This window comes from Priestia megaterium (assembly GCF_041941685.1).
Lineage (GTDB): Bacteria > Bacillota > Bacilli > Bacillales > Bacillaceae_H > Priestia > Priestia megaterium_C.
This window is the reverse complement of the sequence record NZ_CP130958.1, coordinates 3,359,789-3,385,709: the sequence shown is the minus strand read 5'-3', so window position 1 is coordinate 3,385,709 and position 25,921 is coordinate 3,359,789. Positions and strand designations below refer to the sequence as shown.

29 protein-coding genes and 2 pseudogenes are annotated in these 25,921 nt (G+C 38.2%); 24 read left to right on the top strand and 7 right to left on the bottom strand.

Features of this window, described 5'->3' with window-relative positions; translation table 11 throughout:
- The 11 genes and pseudogenes from iolB to Q5794_RS17815 all read left to right on the top strand — a co-directional run.
- Positions 1-819 (top strand): 5-deoxy-glucuronate isomerase, encoded by an 819-nt coding sequence (gene iolB / locus Q5794_RS17865; RefSeq protein WP_215055087.1) that lies wholly within the window; start codon positions 1-3, stop codon positions 817-819.
- Positions 820-834: 15 nt separating this feature from the next.
- A complete protein-coding gene (gene iolC, locus Q5794_RS17860; protein ID WP_064471920.1) occupies positions 835-1,842 on the top strand; it encodes a 5-dehydro-2-deoxygluconokinase in 1,008 nt (335 codons plus the stop codon).
- Between the two features lie 24 nt (positions 1,843-1,866).
- Positions 1,867-3,324: a CoA-acylating methylmalonate-semialdehyde dehydrogenase gene (locus tag Q5794_RS17855; protein ID WP_374988248.1), complete on the top strand. Its 1,458-nt coding sequence runs from the start codon at positions 1,867-1,869 to the stop codon at positions 3,322-3,324.
- A gap of 113 nt (positions 3,325-3,437) precedes the next feature.
- Positions 3,438-4,625: an MFS transporter gene (locus Q5794_RS17850; protein WP_374988247.1), complete on the top strand. Its 1,188-nt coding sequence runs from the start codon at positions 3,438-3,440 to the stop codon at positions 4,623-4,625.
- A gap of 64 nt (positions 4,626-4,689) precedes the next feature.
- Entirely contained in the window at positions 4,690-5,727 is a 1,038-nt protein-coding gene (locus tag Q5794_RS17845) for a Gfo/Idh/MocA family protein (protein ID WP_374988246.1), read from the top strand.
- 102 nt (positions 5,728-5,829) lie between these two features.
- On the top strand, positions 5,830-6,711 hold the full coding sequence (locus Q5794_RS17840) for a sugar phosphate isomerase/epimerase family protein (RefSeq protein ID WP_025750868.1): 882 nt from the start codon (positions 5,830-5,832) through the stop codon (positions 6,709-6,711).
- Positions 6,712-6,963: 252 nt separating this feature from the next.
- Positions 6,964-8,013, top strand: coding sequence for a LacI family DNA-binding transcriptional regulator (locus Q5794_RS17835; RefSeq protein WP_374988245.1), 1,050 nt, complete (start codon positions 6,964-6,966; stop codon positions 8,011-8,013).
- 122 nt (positions 8,014-8,135) lie between these two features.
- Entirely contained in the window at positions 8,136-8,441 is a 306-nt protein-coding gene (locus Q5794_RS17830) for a hypothetical protein (protein WP_374988244.1), read from the top strand.
- A 119-nt stretch (positions 8,442-8,560) separates the two neighbouring features.
- Positions 8,561-9,463, top strand: coding sequence for an AraC family transcriptional regulator (locus Q5794_RS17825; RefSeq protein ID WP_216888284.1), 903 nt, complete (start codon positions 8,561-8,563; stop codon positions 9,461-9,463).
- Positions 9,464-9,712: 249 nt separating this feature from the next.
- Positions 9,713-10,654 (top strand): sugar phosphate isomerase/epimerase family protein, encoded by a 942-nt coding sequence (locus Q5794_RS17820; RefSeq protein ID WP_374988243.1) that lies wholly within the window; start codon positions 9,713-9,715, stop codon positions 10,652-10,654.
- Positions 10,655-10,772: 118 nt separating this feature from the next.
- Positions 10,773-11,042, top strand: a pseudogene (locus Q5794_RS17815) (nucleotidyltransferase domain-containing protein); the annotation flags it as partial.
- Between the two features lie 69 nt (positions 11,043-11,111).
- On the opposite strand, the gene Q5794_RS17810 reads toward Q5794_RS17815, so the two are convergent.
- The gene (locus tag Q5794_RS17810; RefSeq protein ID WP_374988242.1) at positions 11,112-11,855 is read right to left on the bottom strand and encodes an SDR family NAD(P)-dependent oxidoreductase; all 744 of its coding nucleotides are present in this window, start codon (positions 11,853-11,855) and stop codon (positions 11,112-11,114) included.
- Positions 11,856-11,972: 117 nt separating this feature from the next.
- Here Q5794_RS17810 and Q5794_RS17805 point away from each other — a divergent pair, with 117 nt between their 5' ends.
- Positions 11,973-12,815 carry a LysR family transcriptional regulator gene (locus tag Q5794_RS17805; protein ID WP_214987426.1) on the top strand — a complete coding sequence of 281 codons (843 nt, stop codon included), beginning with the start codon at positions 11,973-11,975 and terminating at the stop codon, positions 12,813-12,815.
- A 110-nt stretch (positions 12,816-12,925) separates the two neighbouring features.
- Here Q5794_RS17805 and Q5794_RS17800 read toward each other — a convergent pair.
- From Q5794_RS17800 to Q5794_RS17780, 5 genes and pseudogenes are all read right to left on the bottom strand, one after another.
- A protein-coding gene (locus Q5794_RS17800; protein WP_374988241.1) for an IS3 family transposase occupies positions 12,926-14,082 on the bottom strand; the annotation gives its coding sequence in 2 pieces (ribosomal slippage) (positions 12,926-13,812 and positions 13,812-14,082; 1,158 coding nt in all).
- A gap of 135 nt (positions 14,083-14,217) precedes the next feature.
- Positions 14,218-14,310: pseudogene (locus Q5794_RS17795) on the bottom strand (four-helix bundle copper-binding protein); the annotation flags it as partial.
- 49 nt (positions 14,311-14,359) lie between these two features.
- A complete protein-coding gene (locus Q5794_RS17790) occupies positions 14,360-14,578 on the bottom strand; it encodes a helix-turn-helix transcriptional regulator (RefSeq protein WP_214987424.1) in 219 nt (72 codons plus the stop codon).
- Between the two features lie 10 nt (positions 14,579-14,588).
- Positions 14,589-15,068 (bottom strand): DUF2975 domain-containing protein, encoded by a 480-nt coding sequence (locus Q5794_RS17785; protein ID WP_116075195.1) that lies wholly within the window; start codon positions 15,066-15,068, stop codon positions 14,589-14,591.
- Positions 15,069-15,097: 29 nt separating this feature from the next.
- Entirely contained in the window at positions 15,098-15,580 is a 483-nt protein-coding gene (locus tag Q5794_RS17780; RefSeq protein ID WP_268576799.1) for a DUF2975 domain-containing protein, read from the bottom strand.
- 581 nt (positions 15,581-16,161) lie between these two features.
- Between Q5794_RS17780 and Q5794_RS17775 the strand changes: the two genes are divergently transcribed.
- The 11 genes from Q5794_RS17775 to Q5794_RS17725 all read left to right on the top strand — a co-directional run bounded on the left by Q5794_RS17775 (position 16,162) and on the right by Q5794_RS17725 (position 23,081).
- Positions 16,162-16,473, top strand: a complete 312-nt coding sequence (locus tag Q5794_RS17775; protein WP_214987422.1) for a hypothetical protein — start codon at positions 16,162-16,164, stop codon at positions 16,471-16,473.
- Between the two features lie 149 nt (positions 16,474-16,622).
- A complete protein-coding gene (locus Q5794_RS17770) occupies positions 16,623-17,150 on the top strand; it encodes an RNA polymerase sigma factor (RefSeq protein WP_374988240.1) in 528 nt (175 codons plus the stop codon).
- Positions 17,134-17,583 (top strand): hypothetical protein, encoded by a 450-nt coding sequence (locus Q5794_RS17765; protein WP_374988239.1) that lies wholly within the window; start codon positions 17,134-17,136, stop codon positions 17,581-17,583. Before Q5794_RS17770 ends, Q5794_RS17765 begins: the two co-directional genes overlap by 17 nt.
- Positions 17,528-18,214, top strand: a complete 687-nt coding sequence (locus Q5794_RS17760) for a DUF4030 domain-containing protein (RefSeq protein WP_374988238.1) — start codon at positions 17,528-17,530, stop codon at positions 18,212-18,214. Before Q5794_RS17765 ends, Q5794_RS17760 begins: the two co-directional genes overlap by 56 nt.
- A 67-nt stretch (positions 18,215-18,281) precedes the next feature.
- Complete coding sequence (locus Q5794_RS17755; RefSeq protein WP_214987419.1) at positions 18,282-18,545, top strand: YesK family protein; 264 nt, start codon at positions 18,282-18,284, stop codon at positions 18,543-18,545.
- A gap of 63 nt (positions 18,546-18,608) precedes the next feature.
- Positions 18,609-19,334: an ATP-binding cassette domain-containing protein gene (locus Q5794_RS17750; protein WP_328245299.1), complete on the top strand. Its 726-nt coding sequence runs from the start codon at positions 18,609-18,611 to the stop codon at positions 19,332-19,334.
- On the top strand, positions 19,331-20,158 hold the full coding sequence (locus Q5794_RS17745) for an ABC transporter permease (RefSeq protein ID WP_214987417.1): 828 nt from the start codon (positions 19,331-19,333) through the stop codon (positions 20,156-20,158). Before Q5794_RS17750 ends, Q5794_RS17745 begins: the two co-directional genes overlap by 4 nt.
- A 17-nt stretch (positions 20,159-20,175) precedes the next feature.
- A complete protein-coding gene (locus Q5794_RS17740) occupies positions 20,176-20,946 on the top strand; it encodes an ABC transporter permease (RefSeq protein ID WP_057234730.1) in 771 nt (256 codons plus the stop codon).
- A 7-nt stretch (positions 20,947-20,953) separates the two neighbouring features.
- The gene (locus tag Q5794_RS17735) at positions 20,954-21,631 is read left to right on the top strand and encodes a response regulator transcription factor (protein ID WP_214987416.1); all 678 of its coding nucleotides are present in this window, start codon (positions 20,954-20,956) and stop codon (positions 21,629-21,631) included.
- Positions 21,619-22,767, top strand: a complete 1,149-nt coding sequence (locus Q5794_RS17730) for a histidine kinase dimerization/phospho-acceptor domain-containing protein (protein ID WP_374988237.1) — start codon at positions 21,619-21,621, stop codon at positions 22,765-22,767. Before Q5794_RS17735 ends, Q5794_RS17730 begins: the two co-directional genes overlap by 13 nt.
- The gene (locus tag Q5794_RS17725; protein ID WP_374988236.1) at positions 22,671-23,081 is read left to right on the top strand and encodes a sensor histidine kinase; all 411 of its coding nucleotides are present in this window, start codon (positions 22,671-22,673) and stop codon (positions 23,079-23,081) included. The genes Q5794_RS17730 and Q5794_RS17725 overlap by 97 nt, the downstream gene beginning before the upstream one ends.
- Positions 23,082-23,315: 234 nt before the next feature.
- Here the strand turns inward: Q5794_RS17725 and Q5794_RS17720 are convergent, their stop codons facing one another.
- Entirely contained in the window at positions 23,316-24,182 is an 867-nt protein-coding gene (locus Q5794_RS17720; protein ID WP_374988235.1) for an alpha/beta fold hydrolase, read from the bottom strand.
- Positions 24,183-24,438: 256 nt separating this feature from the next.
- On the opposite strand from Q5794_RS17720, the gene Q5794_RS17715 reads away from it, so the two are divergent.
- Entirely contained in the window at positions 24,439-25,896 is a 1,458-nt protein-coding gene (locus Q5794_RS17715; protein ID WP_374988234.1) for a S8 family serine peptidase, read from the top strand.
- The last annotated feature ends 25 nt before the right edge of the window (positions 25,897-25,921 follow it).

The window sequence follows — 25,921 nt, the reverse complement described above, 5'->3', positions numbered from 1 at the left end:
ATGGCTGATTTAATTGTACCGACAAAAACAGCTGACAGCGATGGAAACGTACTAAGCATCACGCCGGAATCTGCAGGATGGGAGTACATTGGCTTTGACGTTTACTCATTAAAAAAAGGTCAGAAGCTTAAAAAGAACACGGAAAATCAAGAGGTTTGTATTGTGATTTTAACCGGTAAGTCCAACGTTTCGACAAAGGAAGAAAAATGGGAAAGCATCGGACAGCGAATGGATATCTTTGAAAAAATTCCTCCCTATTCCGTATATATATCAAATGATGATCATTATGAAGTAGAAGCTGTAACCGACTTGGAAATCGCGGTGTGCGCAGCACCTGGAAAAGGTACATACCCTGCTCGTTTAATTACGCCGCAGGATGTGGGCGTAGAACATCGCGGAGCAGGAAATATCGCAAGACAAGTCCATAATATTCTTCCTGAACAAAAGCCGGCTGATAGTCTGCTAGTAGTGGAAGTGTTTACGCCGGAAGGAAACTGGTCAAGCTATCCACCTCATAAGCACGATCAAGATAACTTGCCGCATGAATCGTATTTAGAGGAAACGTACTATCATAAAGTCAACCCAGGACATGGATTTGCGATTCAGCGAGTATATACGGACGATCAATCTCTAGATGAAACAATGATCATTAAAGATGGAGATGCAGTCTTGGTTCCTAAAGGCTATCACCCGGTATCAGCGCCTCCAGGTTATGAAGTTTATTATTTAAACGTCATGGCTGGTCCTGTGCGAACATGGAAATTTAACAATAGCAAAGACCATGAATGGATTATGGAAGAAAAATTAGCATTAAAGTAAGGAGACGACGTGACTATGAGTTATTTAACATTCGATTCGCAAAAGCGATTTGACCTTCTTGCAGTAGGAAGGCTTTGCATCGACTTAAATGCAAATGAATTTAATCGCCCGATGGAAGACACGATGACGTTTACAAAATACGTAGGAGGATCTCCTGCTAACATCGCTATCGGTCTTTCAAGGCTTGGAATGAAGACAGGCTTTATTGGAAAAGTGTCAGACGACCAAATGGGCCGCTTCAGCACCCGGTATTTAAATCAACATAACATTAACACGGAAGGCATTGTAGTTGATCAAACAGGAGCCGTAACGGGACTGGCCTTTACTGAAATTAAAAGTCCTGAAGAGTGCAGCATCCTGATGTACCGTGATAATGTGGCAGACTTAAAGCTTGATCCAACAGAGGTTTCTGAAGAGTATATCAAGCAATCAAAAGCGCTCCTTATCTCTGGAACGGCTCTTGCTAAAAGTCCTTCAAGAGAAGCCGTGTTTCTTGCTCTTGAATATGCGCGAAAACATAGCGTAGTTGTATTTTTTGACGTTGACTACCGTCCGTACACGTGGGAGTCAGAAGCTGAGACTGCCGTCTACTATAATTTAGCGGCAGAAAAATCAGACGTGATTATCGGTACGCGAGAAGAATTCGATATGATGGAAAAGCTTTTAAATTATGAAGAATCAAATGACCAAGTTACAGCTGAACGATGGTTTTCTCATCATGCTAAGATTGTTGTCATCAAGCACGGAGGAGAAGGATCGATTGCTTATACAAAAGACGGCCAGTCTCATCGAGGCGGCATCTTTAAAACGAAAGTGCTCAAAACATTTGGAGCTGGCGACTCCTACGCATCTGCCTTTATCTACGGGTTAATGCAAGGGTTTACAATTCCTGAAGCGATGAGATTTGGCGGTGCTTCTGCTTCCATCGTTATTTCAAAACACAGTTCTTCAGATGCAATGCCAACGGTAGAAGAAATTAAGCAGTTTATGGAGACAGCTGAAGAAGTTCTGCAACAAGCGTAATCAAAAATTGAGAGGAGAATGAACATGACACAAACAACAGTAAAAACAGTAAAAAACTATATTGGCGGCGAATGGGTGGATTCAACTACAAGTCTAACAGAACCAGTTTATAACCCTGCAACGGGTGAAGTCATTGCAGAGGTGCCTCTTTCAACAAAAGAAGATGTAGATCAAGCGGTACAAGCTGCGAATGAAGCATTCAAAGGATGGGCAAAAACTGCGGTGCCAAAACGTGCGCGTATTCTATTTAAATATCAGCAGCTATTAGTAGATAACTGGGACGAATTAGCGAAACTTGTGACGCTTGAAAACGGAAAGAGCTTTAATGAAGCGCGCGGAGAAGTGCAGCGCGGAATTGAATGCGTAGAATTTGCAGCAGGTGCTCCTACGTTAATGATGGGAAAACAGCTTCCTGATATCGCTACGGGCATTGAGTCTGGCATGTATCGCTATCCAATCGGTGTTATTGGCGGAATTACGCCGTTCAACTTCCCGATGATGGTTCCTTGCTGGATGTTCCCTCTTGCGATTGCTTGCGGTAATACGTTTGTATTAAAGCCGTCTGAGCGCACGCCGCTTTTAGCAGCAAGATTAGTAGAATTATTTGAAGAAGCTGGATTGCCAAAAGGCGTATTAAACATTGTAAACGGCGCGCATGATGTGGTAAATGGCCTTCTTGAACATAAATTAGTGAAAGCAATTTCGTTTGTAGGTTCACAGCCAGTAGCTGAGTATGTGTATAAAAAAGGTACAGAAAACTTAAAGCGTGTTCAAGCATTAGCGGGTGCTAAAAACCACTCAATCGTATTAAACGATGCGGACTTAAACGTAGCAACAAAACAAATTATCGGAGCTGCTTTCGGCTCAGCAGGTGAACGCTGCATGGCAGCATCTGTCGTAACGGTGCAAGAAGGCGTGGCAGATGAATTAATTTCACGACTCGTTCAAGAGTCAAACAACATCGTCATTGGAAACGGATTAGAAGAAGATGTTTTCTTAGGACCGGTTATTCGTGAAAACCATAAAGAACGTACGCTTAGCTATATTGAATCTGGCGTAGAAGAAGGAGCTCGCTTAGTTCGTGACGGCCGTGAAGATCATGCGGTAAAAGATAACGGCTATTTTGTTGGACCAACTATTTTTGATAACGTTACACAAGAAATGAAAATCTGGCAAGACGAAATCTTTGCACCGGTGCTTTCTATCGTGCGTGTAAAAACGTTAGAAGAAGCAATTGACGTTGCCAATAACTCTCGATTCGCAAACGGAGCTTGTATCTATACAGACAGCGGCGCAAGCGTACGTGAGTTCCGTGAAAATATTGAGTCAGGCATGCTAGGAGTGAACGTAGGGGTGCCGGCACCTATGGCGTTCTTCCCATTCTCAGGCTGGAAAGACTCTTTCTACGGCGATCTACATGCCAACGGTACAGACGGCGTAGAGTTCTATACAAGAAAGAAAATGGTTACGGCACGCTACTAAGAATTTACTTATCGTACTATGGGATACTACCGGCATTTGCTAGTACCCTGTAGTACAATCGTATAAAAAAATAAAAGTCGGTTTTTTCACAGTAACAAAATGGAAGTGATTAGTTGAGTGCTATAAGTAGCGTCAAAGATAAGTATCTTTTTGCAGTCGTTTCATTTATCTTTTGGTTCTCGCAGTTTATTTACGTACCTATTTTGTCTCCTTATATGGAAGGGCTGGGAGGCAAGTATGCCTTTATTGGTTTAGTGTTAAGCAGCTATGGACTCATGCAGCTATTATGTCGCCTTCCGCTCGGTATCTTTTCAGACTTTGTGAAAATGAGAAAACCGTTTGTTATCTTCGGCATGATAGCCAGCATGTCAAGCTGCCTGCTGTTTTCGTTGACCGATAGCTTAATAGGCGTGTTTATATCACGCTGCTTGGCTGGATTGGCAGCGGCAACGTGGGTTGCCTTTACGATTTTATATTCAAGCTACTTTGAACGTGAAAAAACTACTCGTGCTATGAATATCATTTCGTTTATAGTGGTTTTGGCTCAGCTTTTGGGAATGAGTTTAAGCGGTTACATTGTAAGTGAGTGGGGATGGCAGGCTCCGTTTTGGATAGGAACAATCTTGAGTGTAATAGGCGCTATTCTTTCTCTTTTCATTTACGAGCCCAAAGAGAACGTAAAGAGATCGCCTATAAAGCTTAAAGAACTAATGAGCGTAATAAAAGAGCCGTCGCTATTAAAAATTTCGCTGCTGTCTATTTTAGCACACAGCATTATTTTTACGACCATGTTTGGTTTTACTCCTGCGTACGCATTAAGCGCAGGATTTAAAGAGAGCGAGCTGAGTTTGATTGTCTTTTCCTTTATGATCCCTCATGCAGCTGCTCCTCTTATTATGGAAAAGCTATTTGTTTGGCGCTTTGGAAAATGGACGATCTTGAAGGCTGCATTTTTTCTAGCTGCATTCTTTACTTGCATGATTCCTATAACAGAAAATAAAATCTTGCTTTGTTTCATTCAAAGCGTGAACGGGTTTTCATTAGGATTAGTGTTTCCTCTTATGTTAGGAATGTCTATTGAAAAAATAGCTGTAGAAAAAAGAGCTACAGCGATGGGAGGCTACCAAGCGCTGTATGCGTTAGGAATATTCGGAGGTCCTTTTGCTGCAGGAATATTAAATTCTTGGATGGGACTTAAAGCAGGCTTCTTTTTTGCAGCAGCCTTAGGGTTAACCGCTACTGCTTTTGCAGCGGCATGGGATAAGAAAGAAGCGTCATATAAAGTTTTTAAAGCAAAATAAAACGTATGGAAGCAAGCATTTATTTCTATTTTTAAAGCTCACATATTAAAGGAGGCCATAGATTATGGTGTTAAAAATTGGTGTTATTGGAACAGGAGCAATCGGACAAGATCATATTAGAAGAATTACAAATACGTTATCAGGCGGAAAAATTGTTGCGGTTACGGATGTAAATCAAGAACAAGCAAAAGCTGTTGTAAAAAATCAAAGCTTGGATGCCGTTATTTACGATGATGGACATGAGTTAATTAAATCAGAAGAAGTAGATGCAGTTGTTGTGACTTCTTGGGGACCGACGCACGAGGAGTTTGTGCTAGCGGCAATTGAATCTGGAAAACCTGTATTTTGCGAAAAGCCGCTTGCTACAACGGCAGAAGGCTGCAAAAGAATCGTTGACGCTGAAATTACACACGCCAAGCCATTGGTGCAAGTTGGCTATATGCGCCGCTACGATACAGGGTATCGCGCTTTAAAGAAAGTGATTGAAAGCGGGCAAATTGGTGAAGCATTAATGGTTCACTGCGCACACAGAAACCCTACGGTACCTGATACATATACAGGCGATATGTCAATCGTTGATACATTCATCCATGAAATTGACGTTTTGCGCTGGTTATTAAATGACGATTATGTATCGGTTCAAATCGTGGCACCGCGAAAAACGAGCAAGGCACTTGAACATTTGCAAGATCCAATCATGGTGCTGCTTGAAACAAAGCAAGGCGTTCGAATTGATGCGGAGGTTTTTGTAAACTGCCAGTACGGCTATGATATTCAATGTCAAGTAGTAGGAGAAACAGGAATCGCTAATTTACCTGAGCCTTCAAGCGTTGTGTTGCGCAGTGAAGCAAAAAAATCTACTGAAATTTTAGTAGATTGGAAAGATCGATTCATTGACTCTTATGATACAGAGCTTCAAGACTGGATTAATTCAACGCTTAAAGGCGAAGTGAATGGACCAACAGCTTGGGATGGTTATGTGGCTGCCGTTACTTCAGATGCTTGCTTAGAAGCGAAAAAATCAGGAAATATTGTTCCTATTTCGTTAGGCGAACGTCCTGACTTCTATCATAAAACGTTAACCGCAGCAGGCAAAATGTAAGCGTAAGAACGTTCTGATTATGAAACAGCTTACTCATAGATCACATTAAAATACTGGGGGATGGGCACGTCTGGTGCGCATAAAAGAAAGGGGAGCTTTAAATTGCGTTTAGCATATGATCCGTCACATTACCGTGATAATACAAGTTTAAAAGATACGATTGATACAGTTGCAAGATTAGGTTATGAATACGTAGAGTTATCTCCGCGCAAAGATTTTATTTGGTTTTATGAATACCCAAAGGTTGATAAACAGCGTATAAAAGACTTAAAAAGATACTGTGCCGATGCTGGGGTAAAGATTTCTTCTGTGCTTCCGGTGCAGCAGTGGTCTTCACCAAATGAGCAGGAACGTGAAGCGGCAGTAAGGAACTGGAAGCGTACAATCGAAATTACTTCTGAGTTGGAAGTAGATTTAATGAACAGTGAATTCAGCGGTGACAAGAGCCGGCCTGTTGAAAGTGAAGCGGCTTTTGTTAAATCGATGGAAGAGCTGATGCCGATTTTTGAAAAAGAAGGAATTAAGCTTAACCTTCAATCGCATCCAAATGATTTTATTGAGTTAAATACAGAAGCTATTGCAATGATTCGTGCGCTGGACAAAGACTGGATTAAATTAGTCTATTCTGTCCCTCATGCTTTCTTTTATGACGATGGCATTGGCGATGTAGCAAAGCACATTGATGAAGCGGGTGATTTGCTCGCACATGTTCTAATCGCTGATACGCTTAACCATAAAGCAGCGTTTGGACTGCGCTATATTGTAAATCCGCCTGATGCGAAGGTAACGATTCACCAGCATTTAAATCCTGGTGAAGGAGAAATTGATTTTGACGCACTGTATCGCAAATTAAGAGAAATTAAATTTGACGGCATCGTAACAAACTCTGTATTTGCCTACCCTGATCGACCAGAATGGTCAAACGAAGTAACGTTAAAGTCGATCAGAGAAGGATTAAATATTAAAGAAGGCCTAAACATTTAACGTGATCGACTGAAGTGATGCGAAACATAAAAAGATATGTTTTGCATCACTTTTCATGGTTTATGCTTGAAAGAAGATCAGAACTTGTGGGCATAGCTAGTTTAAAATAGTCTTAATTGTTCTATTCGGCCTCCATCATGATGATAAAGAGAGGCTTTATTATGCTGGTAAGGTATAATAGAGATGGATGCAAAACCGATAGAACTTTTTATTATAAAATGTTAATTACTACAGATAAAGGTGAGTGAACGTATGTCAGTTAAAATGAGTGATGTGGCCAAACTAGCTAATGTAGCTCCAGCTACTGTCTCGCGAGTTCTTAGTCAGCCCCACCTAGTAAGCAAAGAAACGCAGGAAAAAGTCTTAAAAGCCATTGAAGAATTAAATTATCAGCCCCATATTATCGCAAGACAGTTCAGGAAAAAAGAAACAAAAACCATTTTAGTAGTTGTTCCTGATATTACCCACCCGTTTTTTTCTGAAGTTCTTAAAGGAATTCAGCATACGGCCATTAAAAGCGGCTACCGAGTAATTTTAGGAGATACAGAAAATGACATTGAGCGAGAAGGAGAGTTTGTTGATTTATTATTCCAAAAGCAAGCGGACGGCATGATCCTTCTAACAGCCCGCATGGATAAAGACAGAATTGAACAAGTCTCCAGACAGTTCCCTACGGTTCTTGCGTGCGAGTATATAGATGGCTTAGATATCTCTACCGTATCTATTGATAATATTAGCGGGGCGCGAAAAATAACGGAGCATTTAATAAGCCTTGGGCATACCAAAATCGCGCATATCACTGGTCCTATGAATGTTATCTTAAGCCGTGATCGATTAAAAGGGTACCGCCAAGCGATGATTAGTCACGATTTACCCGTGGATTCCGCTTTTATTCAAGAAGGAGATTTCAGCTTAGAGTCCGGTTATCATCAAATGATTCGCTTATTATCGTTAGAACAACGGCCAACTTCCGTATTTGTTTTTAACGATGAAATGGCGATAGGAGCGATAAAAGCCGCAAAAGACAGCGGTTTAAAGGTGCCTGAAGATATAGCTGTAGTCGGGTTTGATAATTCTAAAATGTCGGATATCATTGAACCTCATATTACAACGATTGAGCAGCCTAAATATGAAATTGGAAAAAAAGCGATGGAATTACTGCTTGGATTAATGAGCGGAAAAGCGTTAGAACAAAAAAAGTTTGTATTAAAAGATGAACTAATCGTACGCGAGTCTTGCGGAAGTAACACTACAGTGAAAAATTTTATTCAGCTTGAAGGCTCAGCTAAGAAAATTAACTAGTGCTGTTTAAATGCTATGATGTTTTTTGCTGAGAAGTAAACAGGAGAGACTATCATCTTTGTCTTCTCTTGTTTACAGCAAAGCGGAAGGAATAATCTGATAAAAAAGAGAAGGTGACTTTAGTGAGGATTAAGGGAACAGTATTCAAAAAAAGAACATATCCAAAGCATCACTATAAAAGGATGGATCGCCTTTCTTTTTTAGAGGTGAAAGATAACATCTCCTTTGATGGCGATGTGCTGAAAATCCTTCCTGTTCTTAGTCAAAAATCAATGGAATGCTGGAATATCGGAGATGAAATTGATGTGGAAGGTGAAGTGAAGTATATTCGCATCATTACTTCATTAGGAAAACTCAGCCTTCTGCCTGTCCCTGTGTTTATCGTCAAAACAATTAAGGAAATAACACCTTCTTCTGTAACTAGTTAACCTGTCAGACATAAAACGGCTGGTCATTGTCATCAATCATGGTCACATTTTAACGGGAGTTGAATTCTGAAATTTCTTATAAATTACAGGTTCCTTCAGATAAGAAGGAGGTGGAGTATGTGACAGCTAATCTTATCGCAGGGAAAATTTCTTTAAATGAACGTGTCCATCGTACACAAGGCAATGGAGTGTCTTTTCATGTTCACTACTGGGGAGTTATGCCCAAGCACTATGATAATGTCACTCATAAGCATTCTTTCTTTGAAGTGTGTTACGTGCTTGAAGGGAAAGGAACTTATATAGACGACGGGCGTCCCTATCCGGTAAAAGAAAATACAATATTCCTTTCAAGGCCCGGGGTATTACACCACATAAAAAGCGATACTGGGCTTTTTCTCTTGTATGTAGGCTTTGAACTGGTTGAATCAGAATCAACTGAAAAGTGGATCACACTAATAGAAGAAGCTAAACGGTGTTCTGAAGTAGTGATAGATGTAAAAGAGGATGGAACTGCTCCGTTAATTTGGAAGTCTCTTTTGAACCATGCAACAAAAAGTGAAGATACCTTTTTTGAAGAAATACTGACAAATTTAGCTCATTCTCTTATACTTTCGCTCATAAATACTTTTGTTTTTCCTTTAAATTACCATCATCGGAAAGCTGTTCAAAAGACATCTTCTTTAACCCTTAATCTTGCAAAATTATATATTAAAGATAATTTATCTAATTCTATTAAACTTACGGATACAGCGACTCATTTACATCTATCTAGCCGGCATCTGTCTCGTCTATTTAAAACTGAATTAGGTGTCAGCTACTCGGAATATGTACAAAATGAAAGAATTCAAAGAGCTGCAATACTGCTTAAAACAACTGATTTATCGATTAGAGATATTGCTCAAGAAACGGGGTTTCCGGACGTTCACTACTTTACGCGTGTTTTTACTGCTTCGATGCGCAGTTCACCAGGGCGTTTTCGTACTCTATATACCAAATTAAAAACAACTGCATATAAAGATTAGTCAACTCTTCTCTACCTAATGTTGTGTATTACAAGTAGAGGAGAGTTATTTTTATGGAATAAAATTAATGAGGATTCAAACATGTCCTCAAAAGATAAAAAGCAGTCTTTTTAAAACAAAGACGAGTAAGATCCAAGGTTATATAATAACAGCTATACTTTATTAAAGTTAAATAAAAGCGTTTACAATCAGTGTTTTTAGCTTGTTGAGATTAAAAGCTGCAGACGAATTTATTAGGAGGAGAAGACAATGAAATTATCTTATGTAACAGACAGTTTAGGACATTTGCCTTTTGAAGAAATGTTAGATGTAATCACAGAGATGGGAATCAATACGATCGAAATGACCACAGGCGGGTGGTCGCCGGCACCACATTTGAAACTAAATGAATTAGTAGAAAATGATGATAAGAGAAGTGAATTTTTACATGCATTAGAAAAGCGTAATATTAAACTTTGTGCGTTAAACTGTTCTGGAAATCCTTTAGATCCAGGTGAACTAGGGAAAGAACATCGAGAAGTGACGGATAAAACATTTGAACTTGCGAAATTATTAGGTGTAAAGAAAGTGATCGTGATGAGCGGATTACCAGCTGGAAGTCCTGAAGACAAGATTCCAAACTGGATTACGTATACGGTGAGCTGGCCTCCAGTGTTAAAAGATATCTTAGATTATCAGTGGAATGAAGTAGCCATCCCCTACTGGAAAGAACTCGTTAAGAAAGCTGAAGCCTGCGGTATCGAAAAAATCGCCCTTGAAAACTTCAGCTCTCAACTAGTCTATAACCCTGAAACGTTATTTAAACTTCGTGATGCGGTGGGGCCTATTGTAGGATTAAATTTAGACCCAAGCCACTTGATCTGGATGGGCGCAGATCCTATTTTGTCAGCTAGAGAACTAGGAGCAGCCATTCACCATGTTCATGGAAAAGACGTGCGCCTTGAAAGACATCTATCAGGAGTGAACGGAGTGATGGAAACAAAAGAAGTGACGGATGTAGCAAATAGAGCCTGGAATTACGTGGCCGTAGGCTGTGGTCAAGATTTACAGTGGTGGAAAGAGTTTTTCTCCGTTGTTAAGATGATGGGCTATGATGAAGAAGTTTCTTTAGAAATGGAAGATTTAACGATGTCAGTTGAAGCAGGGTTTCGAACTTCAGTTGAGGCATTAAAACAAACGCTTAGCTTTTAATTTAAAGGAATTTCCACGTTCTAACCAGAAAAACAATATATATCATTTTCTGCAGGAATACGATGAAAGAGCTAAAAAGGTTAGAACCGCTGCAAGAAGCTACACAATTCATTTTTAAACATTTTTTATTGCCAATACGCTCGCTTACATAACGCACGAATTTGTTTTAAGAACAAACGGTCATTGGATCGGTGATTCTAAATGGATTGTACGGTCTTTGAATAATTACAATAAAAGCTTTAGTAAAGAGTTTGTGGAGGCATTCGAAATCTTTTATAAAACAGGGAGTAAAGATAAAGTGATTCAACTAGTTGATAAAGTGTTAGCACCATATGGAGGCCGGCTGTTTGAAGGGTTTTCACTGGGGAAAGAGAGGTTGAATCAGTAGCCTTGTTAGAACCCCACTACTATTTCTTGCTAGTAGTGGGGTTTGTTTTTTAGGAATATTCACGTATGTTTAAAGAGTTTGCCCGTTATCAATCGTAAACACTTGGCCCGTTACAGACTCTTGCTTTAACTGAAACAAGATGGCATCTGCGATATCTTCTGGAGAAGAAATGCGCTTAAGAGGTAAATTTCCTGCAAGCTGATACATTTTATCTTCGTTGCCAGCCCACCATCTTGTGTCGACTGCACCAGGAGAGATGCAGTTTACTCGAATATGTGGTGCGAGTGCAATGGCTAACGACTTAGTCATCGTATGAATCGCTGCTTTTGTCGCTGCATAGGGAATAGATGACCCGATTCCAGTTGTACCCGCAACACTTCCTACATTAACAATCGCCCCTGACTTTTGCTTTTTCATATTTGGAACGGCTGCTTTTACACAGTGAAACATGCCTTTTACGTTTACATCATATAAGGCGTCCCATACGTCATCAGTTACAGACTCTAAGTCATTCATGTGGATTTGAGCTGTAATACTAGCATTATTCACTAAACCATCTAACCGTCCGAATTGTGCAATGGTTTGATCAATCATATTATTAACTTCATGCTCACTGGCTACATTCGCTTTAAAAGCAAACGCAATTCCTCCTTTTTCAGCAATCTCCTCCACAACTTTTTTGGCTTCTTTTTCTGAGTTGCTGTAATTTATAACAAGTTTCGCGCCCATGTCAGCTAACTTTAAAGCCGTTGCTTTGCCTATACCAGTGCCGCCGCCCGTAATAATAAATACTTTATTTTTAAAATTGTTCATTTCTATAAACCTTCCTTTCTCTTAACATCTTTTATTATATCTTCGATGGGAAAAAGGATATAATAGGTAATACTAAGAGAGGTATCATTTAAAATGATATCAACGGAGGAATTGAGATTGGAAAGCCAAGACTTACGAATTTTCAAATGTGTGGCAGAAGCGAAGTCACTATCAAAAGCTGCGGAGGTATTAGGATATGTGCAGCCGCATATCAGCCAGCGGATTAAAAATCTAGAGGAAGAATTAGACACCAAATTATTGATACGTACGAATCGAGGAGTTACGTTAACAAACGAAGGGGAAGCTTTGTTTGACTACGCCCAGCGTATTTTACGTTTAATGGAGGAAGCTAAAGCAGAAGTTAATCCTAACAAGTTTAGAAAATCTTTAATCATCGGTGCTTCGCAGACGGTTTCTGCTATTAAAATTCCTTCTTTATTCTCATCTTTTCTGAAAGAACATCAAAATATTGAAGTTAAAATAAAAACAGATAGAAAACAAGTTTTGCAAGAAATGCTTTCGTACGGGGAAATTGATGGACTTTTTCTTAGCGGTACCTATAATGAGGCTCTGTTTGAAACAGTTTATCACTATGCAGAAAAAATGGTGCTTATCTCACCTCTATATGAAGCTAGAGAAGAAAAAGACCAACCAACGTTACTCATCAATAGTGATGTAAACTGCATCTATAGAAACAGACTATTAGAGTTTTCAAAAGAACATCATATACATAAAGCCAATATTATGGAATTTGATTCATTAGAAGCTATTTTACAAGGCGTCCGTGATGGACTTGGAATGAGTGTAGTCCCGGCTAGCGTAGTAAATTCTCGTGGTGATATGAAAAGCATTGAATATCAAGAGCTTTCAGAAGACGTTCATATTGATTTTGTAGTAAAGAAAGGGAAGCAGCGCTCTCAAAGTCTTGAAAAGTTTATTCATTTTTTAGGGAGTCTATAGATTCTGTCTTGAGGTGGCGTGATGTCTTCTCTTTTCCAGTACATTAAAAAGAACCCTTAATGCCTGAAAGGGACTGCACCCTGTTTGTGAGACAGGAATCAAAGCACCTTTTAAACAACCATTTGCCGGTATTGTACTGGTGACTGGTTGTTTAGTTTCGTTTGAATACGGGCATTGTTGTAATAGGTAATATAGTTTTCGACGATTTGTTCGACGATGGTGGTCGTCGTATATGTTAACTCGTCGAGGTAGAACGTTTCAGACTTTAGCGAGGAATGAAACGATTCAATGGAGGCATTATCTGCGGGTGTCCCTTTACGGGACATACTCATAGTAATGCCTCTTTCTTTGATTTTTTGTTGATAGAGATGCGATGTGTACACAGAGCCTTGGTCACTATGCAACGTACATCCTTTAGGTAAAGAAGGAAGTTGGCTTAACGTATCTAAGACAAATTCTACGTTTTGATAATCACCAATCGAATACGCAATGATTTCCCCATTAAATAAATCTTGAATACTTGAAAGATACAACTGTTTAGGTCCAAAAGGCAAGTAGGTTATATCAGTTACTAATTTCTGAAGAGGACGATCAGCTTGAAACTCACGATTTAATACATTCTCTGCAACCTGATAAGGTTGCCCTGTTTGCTTTCGTTTTTTTCGTTTTACGCGACATTGCCAACCGTATTTCTGCATGACACGTTGTACAAATTTATGGTTAATCTTCATCGTTCGATTGAGTAATGCTGTAATTTTTCGATAGCCATATCGGAACTTGTGTTTACGACACTGCTTACCAATCTGTTGTTCCATCCATTTCTTTTTCTTTGTCCGTTCTGATTGTTCCTGTTGCCTCCAGCGATAATAAGTCGATCGAGGGATATCAAGGTACTGACAGATTTGATAGACTGGTATCTTATCTTTTAACTCTTCCACTACGTTCACTACGATTTCTGGGACCACTTCCTCTCCAATTCCTTGTACTTTTTTAAGACCTCAATCTGTTGTGTTAAATACCGGTTTTCTGCTTTCAATTTGGATATTTCGTCTTTAAAGCCAGGTCCCTTTCCATATGAATATTGCTTGCCTACAGGCTGTTCAAATCGATGCATTTCTCCATTTTTATACCATCTCATCCACCTTTTTAATTGGGTGTAACTGCGAATATTTAATTGGGAAAGCACTTCTTTGACAGGTACACCAGCTAATCTCATCTCAATAGCTTTTATCTTTACCTCTGCTGGATAACTAACTCTTGTCCCCATAGAAAAAACACCTCCAAGTGATTGTTAGGTAGTATATACCCGTTTTTTAACTTAAAGGTGTTTTTTATTTGTCTCACTATAGGGGGTCAGTCCCAAATGCGCTTCAAGGGTTCTAGCTTTCTTATGTTCCAAAGATCATGCAGCTAATTTTCTACACTCATCCGCGCATTTCAAGCAGGCTTCCGCACATTTTTGACAGTGATCATGATTATGTTTTTTACACTCATTTTAATTTCAATACCTAATCCTCATGGTTGAAGAAATTTGCTGTCTTTTATTATGGATTGTCTTCGTCGCTTTTGTACTCCAAAATATCGCCTGGCTGACAATCCAAAGTCTTACATATCGCTTCTAATGTTGAAAAACGAACCGCTTTTGCTTTCCCATTTTTCAGGATGGAAAGATTCGCCATAGTAATTCCAACCCTCTCTGAAAGCTCCGTCACGCTCATTTTTCGTTTTGCTAACATCACATCAATATTAATAATAATTGCCATATCCTCCACCTCAGACCGTTAAATCATTTTCTGATTTTATGTTAATCGCTTCTTGCAAAAGCCTTTGGAGAACAGCAGCAAAAACTGCGATAACCAACGAAGCAAAAGGAATGACCATTCCAACAAATATGAGACCTGGGGCATCGTCTTTATCTGCCACGAGATAATAGACGGGCAAACCTAAGACATGCAAACTACAGATAGAAATGGCGCAGTATTTGATGCTCATTAAAATTCGAACAGACAATTCAGAGAAAGCAATGTTCTTGTCAATATAACTCAACAGTTTAACAGCTTGATAAAGGGCGAAGTAAAAAGGTAATGTTCCTCCATATAAAAGAATGAAAATGATATATTTTATGGAATGAATACCTAAGAAATCTGCTACGGCATCTGCCAGTTCAGGGACTAGAAATATGCACAAAGTGAGAACCAGAATTCCAATGAGAATAACTGCTATCTTCAAAAATAATGTGGTTGCTATTTTCATAAAAAACACCTCTCCTATATTTTGAAATGTTAATTGTTTTTTGGCAGTGAATCCATGACATTCTTTATAGGTTTTTGAAACACGTCCACAATGGCTGCGATGATACTTGTTGCCAAGATGCCCATTAGACCTAGAGATATTGGACCTGCTGCATCATCACCAGTGAATTGAGCATGCACCCTTAAATAAACTATTGCTAACAAAACAAAGAAAATGACAGTAAAAGTGCATTTTTTTATTACCTTCAAAGATTGAAGAGATAACTCAGAAAAAGCATTATTCTTTTCGATATAGGTTAAAAGTTTAAAAGTTTGATACAACGCCAAAGAAAATGTGATACATATTCCATATGTACATACCAAAAGTGGATATAGCGAATAATCACCAGGACGCTCTACAGCATCTCTTCTGGCTGCTTCAGGCAACAAAAATATACATGCGGCAAGCACTGCAATTCCAATCAGAAAAATTATTACCTTTAAGAAAGTGGTAGAACCTCGTTTAACATTCATAAAAACACCTCACTTATTTAATAATAATACAAATTTAACATATGATTTATCGTTTTACAATAAAATATTATCGTTTTTTATTATAATATTATTGTTATTATTGAAATATCCTTTTAATTTTAAACAAAATAAAAAGCATTTCTCATTACAAAGAAATGCTCTTACTTTAAAATGTTAAATTTACAACTTGTTCAACAAAACTTCCAAACACTTTAATAAAGTAAATCAACAACGAAAGATATCAGAACCTACTTAAAATAAATAATATCCTTAAAACTCACTAAATAATTCACGGTTAAATTCAAATAATTATTTCCATATTGGAGAATTTTTATGCGAATTCCTGCTTGAATTTAAGGGAAAATAGCAAATATAGAAGTAATACCAAGCAAATAAAAAACGTGAATTCATGTGTGAAGTCACGCTAAAAATGCATTATGAAATTAAATTTTGCACCTCAGAAAAGAACCCGTTAATAAAAATCTATGTCCTTTTTTCTTTTTGATTTTAAGACTTTGTAAGCTAACTATTTTAACTTAGTAATATATGGTATTATTTTCTTTGGTTAGGAGGTATTTGAAATGAGTATTCCAAGGGAAAATAAGCCGATTTTACTAACAGTTATTTTGATGGCGGCTGCGTTTGTTGTATTTTTTGCAAATTGGCTGTTTCCACAAAATTCAATTTTCCCAAGTGAAACCGGTGACTTGACTATTCCGCTGTGGTTGTTTTTCGCGATAGACGTTGGCTTTATTGTGGCATTAGTTTTAGGAGTCCGAACGAAAAAACCGAGCGTTGTGTGGTTTAGCATTATCGCAAACAGTATCTTTTTTGTATTGCTTTCTGGTTTAATTTTTTTATTAGCAATTGCAAATGGAATTTCCGAGCCGTAAGTCTTTGGTTAACTAAAAATTTCATGGATTGTGATAGTAAAAGCTTTCTTAATTAGGAGAGCTTTTTTATTTTTGTAAATAAAAACCACAACTTTTTTTTCTAGATTACGTCTAAGTAACGAATATTAGTTAAAAGGATGGTCAGAACATTGGAAAATGCGAAAAAAGCAGAGATTGAGCGTTGGTATGACGAACATAGTGACGCCTTATTAAAATTTATTTTGATGCTCGTAAAAGATTATCAGCAAGCTGAAGATTTGACCCATGAAACATTTGTAAAAGCTTATCTTTCCTATGATTTATTTCAGCAAAACGCTAGTGAAAAGACGTGGTTATTTCGTATTGCCCATAATGTAACGATTGATTATTTTCGAAAACAAAAGCCTACTAGTCTTTTAAAAGACTTTCTTCTTTCGAAAAAGGATCATGCTCGTTTACCTCAAGAAATGATTGAGCTTAAAGAAACTTCCCTAGAACTATATCAAGCGCTAGGAAAGCTCAAAGATTCACATCGTAAAGTTATTTTACTGCGCAAAGTTCAAGGTTTTTCCGTTAAAGATACAGCGACTATTTTAGGCTGGTCTGAAAGTAAAGTAAAATCAGCGCAGTTCAGGGCAATTCCTGCTTTAAAAAAGAAGTTAGTAAAGGATGGATACGTATATGAAGAAACCGTTTAATTCTTATATAGATGACAATTCGCTAGAAAAATTGAACGAGGGATTGATTTGGAAACCAACGAGGAAGCAAAAACATAAACAAAGGCTTTTAGAAACAATTAATCAATTAGAATCTTCACCACCTGTAAAGTCTAAAAGAAACCTATTTTCTATAAAACAAAATCGTCTTGTAAGAAATATTGTATATTGTGGTATTGCCCTCTTTCTTTTGAGCGGTGCATTCATTAGTTCAGCTTTTGTTTCTCCAGCAATGGCCCAAGTGGCTGCTAAAATCCCTTATGTAGGACAGCTTTTTAAGCAAAAGCCTGTATCCGATGTATTGTATCAAGAACTTGAAAAAAAGGGATATAAAACGGCTAGCGTGGGGCAGACCTATTATGGAGGAAAAAAAAGAATTAGTTGTATCAGTAGAAGGATCAGAGAAGTATTTTAATAAGGTACGAGGAGATATCACTGAGATTGCAACTGAAATCTTATCCAACAGGAATTATGATGCCTATACTTTTAAAATTGAAAGAATGGAGCCGTATGTCTATACGGAACCGAATGCACAAGAGAAAAAAATTGAAAAGATTCAAACTGATATTTCTACAGAATTAGAGAAGCATCATTATGACTTTTTAATAGCTAACGTTAGTTTTAATTCTCCGCCAAGAGTAGAGCTGGAAATTCCTAATACAGAAAAGAGAGTAGAAGAAATAAAAGCCCTCATTCATGCTGTTCTGGCTGAAAATAAAGCAGAGAATGCTTCAATAAAAATAAAGAAAATAAATCTTAAGAAACGTGATCAAGATAATCGATGGGGAAATATTGTTACAGATGTGGGAGAAGATTTATTAGGGAAAGAAAAGTATCATGTAAAGATGGTGGGCTATTCTGTTCACCCTGAACCACAAGTGCTTATCTACACTTCATTAGGCATTTCCGAAGGTCACAGGAAATTTGCGAGTGAACTTGAAGAAATTATCGCTGAATTTCTTGAAACAAAAGAAATGAAAAATAAAGTGAAAGGTGATTCTTACAAAGTTGTGATTTATGGGAAAGGGAATAAAAAACTAAATTAAACACAATACTTAAATATTTTTCTACATCTACTCATCAATAACAGATATCTTGAAAGGTTGATAAATTATGATGATAGGCGGTCCTTTACTTATTGCATTGCTGCCAGGTGTGCTTTTACTCCTTGTAACCTGGCTGTTCAGAAAGATGAAGTGGAACAAAGTCGTTAGAATGATTCCTTCAATGCTAACCGTTATGGCTGCCGCTGTTCTTTTTTATATTGGCTATGTAGAGGTAAGAGGCTTTGAAGGCACTGGCTATTTGTTTTTATCTGTATTTTTGCTTTTATTCGCAGTGGTATCCTATATCGTAGTTAAAAAACCTGTACGATAATTTTGATAAACTTTATAAATTCTTTATAATTCCCTCCTATACTACGTGTAGGGGGGATTTAATATGAAAAATATTATTTTAGAGGTAAAGAGCGTTTCAAAAAAAGTAAGGCGTCGCCACTTAGTAAAAGAAGTATCGTTTCAAATTAACGAAGGGGAAATATGTGGACTGTTAGGACCTAACGGTGCTGGTAAAACGACCTTAATTCGTTTATTGACGGGGTTAATTAAACCAACCGGGGGAGAAGTTTTTATTAATAACAAAACCATTCTTTCACAAAGAAAAGAAGCGCTGCAAAGCGTTGGTGCAATTGTGGAGTCGCCCATCTTTTTTCCTTATATGACGGGAAAAGAAAACCTGACAAATTTAGCTCGATTGCATTCATTTTCGACAAAACAAAAAAGGCAACAAAGAGTAAAAGAAGTGCTTGATATTGTGGGATTAACCGGCAGAGAAAATGATAAAGTTCGAACGTATTCTCTTGGGATGAAGCAAAGGCTTGGCATTGCTCAAGCGCTTTTAGGCGACCCGGACTTGTTGATACTGGATGAGCCAGCCAACGGCTTAGATCCAATGGGCGTACGTGAACTGCGCGAGCTGCTTTTTACTTTAAAACGCGACTATAACAAAACGATTTTGATTTCTAGTCATTTGCTGGATGAATTACAGCGAGTATGTGATCAAATTGTCGTGATGAGAGAAGGAGAGTTAATGTGGGACGGCGCTCTAGACCAGTTAGCATCCGGTAAAAATCTTGAAGATGCGTTTGTAGAGCTGGTGTCGCAATGAAGGAGCTGTTAGTAGCGGAGTGGGAAAGACTTTGGAAAAGAAAAGTGGCGTGGCTTACCTTTCTATTAGTGCCGGTGGTGCTGTTAGTCGCTTCTTCCTATCTCCAAAAAGAAAATGGAGTACTCACAGTCGATTTACCACAGTATACGTTTGCGGGAAACTTTCCTGTACTGAGCTTAGCTGAAATCTTATTCACCGTTTTTAATGCCATGTTCTTAGTTTTTATTACGCTCGTTGTTACTGGAGAGTATCGGTCAGGACAGCTGCGAATGGTCATGATACGATCGTATTCGTTTAAAGAAATCATCATAGCGAAAGCCGCGGTGCTTCTGCTGTTTAATTTACTGTTTTTTATTACGTATTTTTGCATGAGCTATGCGATAGGCTTTCTGATGTTTGAACATCCGCAAACCTACTTTGTGTTTTATCACAGTCATGCTTTCAACATAAAAGAAGCGCTATTATATAATCTTTCGTTTTATGGATATGCCTATTTAACGACTGTTGCGACATGCTGTGTGCTGTTTTTTATCTCTGTCATCAGCAAAACGACCACTACGGCTGTTGGCGTTGGGGTTGCTTTTATACTGATTTCCTTTTCGTACCCGACTTTATTAACAGGGTTTAAGCAGTGGATGAGTGAAGAGCTCTTTGGACAGCTGTTTTTTACATCCGTACCGATGATTCAATGGCAGGGGATCACAGTCATGATGGCAGAAAAACCGCAGTTCGTAGGCTGGAATCTCGGCGTGTTAGGTTTTTATATTTTATTCTTTAGTGGTTTAACGTATGTAGCTATTCGAAAAAAAGAATCATTTCTATAAAAAGGAGAGAAGACATTATGACAGGACTTTTTATCAGTGAATTAGAGCGAACGTTTAAACGAAGAAAGACAGCGGCTGTATTAGCCGTGTACGCAGGGTTACTTGCTTTTATTTGGTTCTTTTTATTTCGAATGGGAGGCACTTCGTTTTTCGATGCAGACCATGACGTGAAAATTGATTCTTTAAATTCCGCGCCTTTGTTTCTTCGAGAGCTGTCGTTTGTTATTACGTTTATTATCATTCCAATGTTTGTTGCAGATAGTTTTAACGGCGAGTACACGTCCGGAGCTTTTCGCATGGTATTGATTCGACCGCATCATCGTGTAAAGCTGTTTTTTGTAAAATGGGCCGTTCAATGTTTGTTAGTTTTTCTTATTCTTTGTATTACTTGGGTAGTGGGCACGTGTGTTGGTAAGCTAGCTATGCCTCACGTGAATGAAACAACGTTTTTAGGCGGACATACGCTAGGGACTTTAGGGGCGTTACTATATTCGCTAAAATTTTATGGCATTTGTTTTTGTATCTTTATAGCGATTATTAGTATCGCCAGCATTATGAGTGTCCTAATGCCTAACTCTATTTTATCTTACGTGGCAACCATTGGTGCTTTAATTGGAAGTGTTTATGTTTCGGATAAACTAAGCTTCTTTTTCTCCGTAACCGATTCTGTTTTCCATGAATTAAGCAGCTCGAACTCTGAATTTTTAGTAAACCTATTATTTCCAATTTTAATCATTAGCCTTATAATAAACCTATTCGTATGGAAAAAGAAAGAATGGGTAGGGTGAGCTGAAGATGAACCAAACAATTTTACTAGTGGACGATGAAAAAGACATTATTTCATTTATGAAAGATGCACTGCAAGATGAAGGATATGAGGTGGTGTTTGCTTACGAAGGTCAAGAAGCGTTAAAAAAGCTAAAGATAAATCCAGATTTAATTGTGCTGGATGTAATGATGCCAGGCATGGACGGCTTTGCACTTTGTGAACTGATCCGAAAAAGCATATCATGCCCCATCATCTTTTTAAGCGCAAAGCAAACGGAGCAGGACAGAGTAAGAGGACTATTGGTCGGTGGAGATGATTATTTAGTTAAACCTTTCAGTATGAAAGAACTAAAAGCCCGCATTTATGCTCATCTGCGCCGAGAACAGAGGATTAGCAATAACTCCTATAACAGGCTTCACTTTGGAGAGTTGACCATCGATTTAAATGGCTATCAAATTTCACATAACAATGAAGTGATTCCGTTTACTTCAAGAGAATTCGAGATTATTCATTTCCTCGCTCTTCATCCAGGTCAGGTTTTTACACGTGAGCAGCTGTATGAAAAAGTTTGGGGCTACGACGCGGAAGGGGATTCGTCTACGATTACGGAACACGTGAAAAAAATTAGAGCAAAACTATTAAAATATGACGAAACATCTTACATCTCGACCGTTTGGGGCATTGGCTACAAATGGGTAAAATAAAAAAATGGATGCACCGAGCAACGTTAAAGGCTCAGTTTGTTTTATCTTTTCATTTGATTTTGCTGTATAGCCTGTTTGCTACGCTTTTAACGTGGGGAATTGTCATCTCAGTGAACTGGTTTTTTATGCCCGGAGCACTGAATCCGGCGAATTATTATGAAAAGAAAATCCCAGAAATTGTCCAGTTCGTGAACGAAAAGGAAGATGCTCTTCTTTCTAAAACTGCTAAAAAACAAGTAGAATCGGTTATTCCGCTAGAAGGAATGGATTATCAAATTATAAATAAAGAAGGGCAAATCGTGTATGGATCCATGTCCACTTCATACATAAAAAATAAACGGGATCTTTATTCTCAGGTCAATACAAATATCCATTCAGGTAAATATATTATAAAAGTTTATCCGCTTTTAAATTCAAAAGACGAAGTAAACGGGGCCATTGCGCTAAGATATCAATTAAATATGGCTTCTACTAATCCAAATATTAAATGGATGGTTGTGCTTGTAACGTTTTTATCTCTAGCCAGTCCGTTTCTTTACTTTTACTTGTTTGCTTATTTGTTTGGAAGACGATTTAGTAAAAAAATTGAACGGCCCTTTAACGAGCTGATGACAGCCGCGAAAAACATTCAGCATAATAATTTGGATTTTTCGCTGTCCGTGACTCAAGACGCAAAAGAATTAAGTCAGCTCTTACATGCCTTTGAAGAAATGCGAAAAGAATTAAAGCAATCGCTATCTAAACAGTGGCAGCTAGAAGAAGACCGCAAAGATATGACGGCTGCGATCGCACATGATTTACGCACGCCTCTTACAATTATTCACGGTCACACCGAAATTTTAGTTGAAGGAAGCAAAAAGGACCCGGAGAGGCTTAATAGATATTTACATACGATCTACACGAATACACTTCGTTCTATTCAACTATTAAATCAGCTGCAAGAAGTATCAGTCATAGAAAATCCAGGCTTTGCCGTAAAGAGTGAGCCTATTGATATCAACACATTTGTTCATGAGAAAGCAAACGAATTTCAGCTTTTATGTCAAAAAAAGAGATTACATTTATATCTTCGATTAGTGAAGCAGAAGCATCAAACCAATTTTACGGAGATCCTCAGCGCATTTCTCAAGTATTAGATAATGTCATCACAAACTGTATTCGCTATACGCCTGAACGAGGGGAGATAGCTTGGAATACCGTGATTCATCACAACGAAGTAATCTTTGAAATACATGATACGGGTCCTGGGTTTACACTATCCAACAAAGAACAGCTGTTTAAAAAGTTTTACAGAGAAGATGCGTCGAGAACAAGCGGTCACGGAAATTTGGGGCTAGGCCTTTATATTGCTCATTCCATTGTGAAAAACCACGGAGGAAGCATCACGGCCGATAATAAAGAGACGGGAGGAGCATTGATTAAGATTGTTCTTCCGATGGGAAAGAAGTAAAACCATAAAAAAGAACCCTCCAAAAGGAGAGCTCAAAAAAGGGTAAGTAAGAAAGAAATGTACATGTTCCTTTGGGGGACTGCATCTGTACGGTAAAATTTATACCCGGTGTACACCTGTTGAAACGTTGAAAAATAATCTAATAATAGAAATGAATAGTTGATAATATGCTTCATGATCTATAAAAAAGACTGCAAAGGGGCTGTATCCTGTACTTTGCAGTCTTTTTCTAGTTTATTTGTTTAAGAAGTCTCGCATAAATTCATTCACTTTTTCTGGCTGCTCATGTTGAGGTGCATGTCCCACACCGTCTAAGCGGTGGATCGTTACATTTGGAACGTACTCTTCAATGCCATCTAAATTACTGTTTTCAAACGCTTCGTCCGCATTTCCCCATACAATTAAAGTCGGAGATTGAAATACTTTATGCGGCAGGGCTACAGGTTTATGAACGCGCTCTTCAAATGGGTAAAGGGAAGACGCACGATAGTAGTTAAGCATGGATTTCATTGCATTTGGCTGATTCCACGCCTCTACATATTTAGCTTCTTCTTCTTTAGTTAAATAGCCTTTTTTAATTCCGGGCTCCGTCAGCATATTTCTTAGCTTTTCACTATTATTTGCGAGTAGATCATCTTGAGAATTTGGCTGTTGGAAAAAGCTCATATAGCTGCTTGCTTCGCGTTGAACAGGATTTTCAGCAAGTTCTCTTATAAATGTATAAGGGTGCGGTGCATCAAACATCACTAACTTTTTGACATACTGCGGATATGTATAAGCAAATGCCCATGCAACAGCGCCGCCCCAATCGTGTGCCACTAACACACATTCTTTTTCACCAAACGCTTCAATTAACTGTTTTGCATCTTCTATTAAAAGGGGCATGCTGTAAGAAGAAATTTCTTCTGGCTTATCTGATAAGTTATAGCCTCGCATATCTACAGCTACCACGCGATAATCTTTCGAAAACTCTTCTAACTGATGGTGCCACGTGTACCAAAAGTAAGGGAATCCGTGTAAAAACAGCATAAGCTCGCCTTCACCTTTTGTCACGTAATGGAGGTTTACATCATTCACTTTTACATAACCGTCTTTAAACATGTTACTCATCCTTTCGCTTTTAATCTTTATTATAGAAAAATTTTACTCTTTATTAGTTGATGTATCAAATAATAAGGTTTTTTGCGCGATAAATGAGCTATAAAGCTCTTTTAAAACCCTTATTTTGGTTATTATTTGTGAAATATAACCTCAGTCTTATTTTAAATAATCGTAATCTATTAGAAAAACTTGGAATTTTAAAGGTTATATAATAAGATAGTATATGATAAACATTTCCATATATAGGAGGGGACATATGCAAAAAAAAATTCTACATACGGTGCTTTCACTTGCGGTAGGAGCAGGAGTGTTTGCTGTTGGCGGAGTTCCTACTCAAGCTAAGAGTCAAGATCAAAAGATAAGTAACACATACGCAATTGCTTTTAAAAATGGATTACCAGACAACTATCAAGAGATTATTCAAAAAGCTGGTGGTAAAGTCACTAAAGCTCTGCCGGAAGTAGGAGGAATAGAAGCTCAATCTGAAAAGTCTTCTTTTCTTAACAATTTAAAAGAAAATTCTTCAATCGAAGCTGCTAACAGGGAAATTCCTCTAACCTTGGATAAAACAGCAGTTAGTCCTTATAACTATCAATCTAGTATTATCAGCTCACAGAATTCAGAGAATTATTGGAACTCTCAGTGGGATATTCAACGAGTGACAAATGAAGGAAAATCTTATGAGGTAGAAACAGGCGGGTATAAAAATAAAGATGGCAGTACAACTCATAAGGCAGTGGTAGGAGTTATTGATACAGGAATCGATGAATCTCATTCTGATTTAAAAAATAATATACTAGGTGGACGTAATCTTGTTCCTGCTGGAATGGATGAATCTGAAACAGGGAATCCTGCCGATATAAAAGATCGTAATGGACACGGTACGCATGTTGCCGGAATCATTGGAGCAAATGGAAAAGTAAAAGGAGTGGGACCGGAACTCGGAATACGCTCTTATCGCGTACTGTACTCAGAGCAAGCTCTTGGGCTGCCAGCTTGGATTATAGACGGAATTATCGCCGCAACAAATGATGAAGTTGATGTTATTAATATGTCTCTTCGTTTCTATAATAACAACAAGATGACTATTGAAGGAGAAAGCTATAAATCGATTGCTGAAACGCTGCTTTGGAAAAGAGCTATTCAGTATGCCGTGAAAAATGGTGTAACGGTCGTAGCCGGTAGCGGTAATGAAAGTTTGAATTTGGATAATAAAAAAGAAGTAAACGACTTTTTAAATAACATGTATGAACCATATGGAATAAGTGTCAAAGGGCCCGCAACTGTTGTACCGGCACAAATGCCAGGAGTGATTAATGTGTCGGCTTCCACAAAATGGTCAACTCAGCAGCTTGCTTTCTATTCTAATTATGGAAACAGTGCCATTGACGTAGCGGCTCCAGGAGGGGATTTTGGAGAGAAATATGCTAAAACCAGTGATCCTGCAGCGTCTGATCCAAGCAATTTAATCCTAAGTACATGGCCCACCTATTTAGGGACTTCCTACGAGCTGAACGCCGGTACTTCTATGGCCACTCCTCAAGTAGCTGGAATTGCAGGAGTTCTTAAAGCGGCTCACCCTGAATACAAACCTGCTCAAGTAACAGCACGTATTAAGCAAACAGCTTTTGACTATGGGAAAAAAGGACACGACGCTTTATTTGGTTCAGGAGAAGCAAATGCTTATCGAGCGTTAAAAGATATAAAGAACTAGGGATTGTAATGAATACAGCAAAAAA

What these genes read in the sequence shown, in the direction of transcription:
- Q5794_RS17845 (WP_374988246.1), top strand. Translation starts at nt 4,690, where the DNA reads ATGGTGTTAAAAATTGGTGTTATTGGAACAGGAGCAATCGGACAAGAT.
- Q5794_RS17760 (WP_374988238.1), top strand. Translation starts at nt 17,528, where the DNA reads ATGGAGGAAAAAAAAGAATTAGTTGTATCAGTAGAAGGATCAGAGAAG.
- Q5794_RS17775 (WP_214987422.1), top strand. Translation starts at nt 16,162, where the DNA reads ATGAGTATTCCAAGGGAAAATAAGCCGATTTTACTAACAGTTATTTTG.
- Q5794_RS17820 (WP_374988243.1), top strand. Translation starts at nt 9,713, where the DNA reads ATGAAATTATCTTATGTAACAGACAGTTTAGGACATTTGCCTTTTGAA.
- iolC (WP_064471920.1), top strand. Translation starts at nt 835, where the DNA reads ATGAGTTATTTAACATTCGATTCGCAAAAGCGATTTGACCTTCTTGCA.
- Q5794_RS17790 (WP_214987424.1), bottom strand. Translation starts at nt 14,578, where the DNA reads ATGGCAATTATTATTAATATTGATGTGATGTTAGCAAAACGAAAAATG.
- Q5794_RS17855 (WP_374988248.1), top strand. Translation starts at nt 1,867, where the DNA reads ATGACACAAACAACAGTAAAAACAGTAAAAAACTATATTGGCGGCGAA.
- Q5794_RS17735 (WP_214987416.1), top strand. Translation starts at nt 20,954, where the DNA reads ATGAACCAAACAATTTTACTAGTGGACGATGAAAAAGACATTATTTCA.
- Q5794_RS17780 (WP_268576799.1), bottom strand. Translation starts at nt 15,580, where the DNA reads ATGAATGTTAAACGAGGTTCTACCACTTTCTTAAAGGTAATAATTTTT.
- Q5794_RS17720 (WP_374988235.1), bottom strand. Translation starts at nt 24,182, where the DNA reads ATGTTTAAAGACGGTTATGTAAAAGTGAATGATGTAAACCTCCATTAC.
- Q5794_RS17755 (WP_214987419.1), top strand. Translation starts at nt 18,282, where the DNA reads ATGATGATAGGCGGTCCTTTACTTATTGCATTGCTGCCAGGTGTGCTT.
- iolB (WP_215055087.1), top strand. Translation starts at nt 1, where the DNA reads ATGGCTGATTTAATTGTACCGACAAAAACAGCTGACAGCGATGGAAAC.
- Q5794_RS17785 (WP_116075195.1), bottom strand. Translation starts at nt 15,068, where the DNA reads ATGAAAATAGCAACCACATTATTTTTGAAGATAGCAGTTATTCTCATT.
- Q5794_RS17810 (WP_374988242.1), bottom strand. Translation starts at nt 11,855, where the DNA reads ATGAACAATTTTAAAAATAAAGTATTTATTATTACGGGCGGCGGCACT.
- Q5794_RS17730 (WP_374988237.1), top strand. Translation starts at nt 21,619, where the DNA reads ATGGGTAAAATAAAAAAATGGATGCACCGAGCAACGTTAAAGGCTCAG.
- Q5794_RS17750 (WP_328245299.1), top strand. Translation starts at nt 18,609, where the DNA reads ATGAAAAATATTATTTTAGAGGTAAAGAGCGTTTCAAAAAAAGTAAGG.
- Q5794_RS17725 (WP_374988236.1), top strand. Translation starts at nt 22,671, where the DNA reads ATGTCAAAAAAAGAGATTACATTTATATCTTCGATTAGTGAAGCAGAA.
- Q5794_RS17765 (WP_374988239.1), top strand. Translation starts at nt 17,134, where the DNA reads ATGAAGAAACCGTTTAATTCTTATATAGATGACAATTCGCTAGAAAAA.
- Q5794_RS17740 (WP_057234730.1), top strand. Translation starts at nt 20,176, where the DNA reads ATGACAGGACTTTTTATCAGTGAATTAGAGCGAACGTTTAAACGAAGA.
- Q5794_RS17715 (WP_374988234.1), top strand. Translation starts at nt 24,439, where the DNA reads ATGCAAAAAAAAATTCTACATACGGTGCTTTCACTTGCGGTAGGAGCA.
- Q5794_RS17745 (WP_214987417.1), top strand. Translation starts at nt 19,331, where the DNA reads ATGAAGGAGCTGTTAGTAGCGGAGTGGGAAAGACTTTGGAAAAGAAAA.
- Q5794_RS17835 (WP_374988245.1), top strand. Translation starts at nt 6,964, where the DNA reads ATGTCAGTTAAAATGAGTGATGTGGCCAAACTAGCTAATGTAGCTCCA.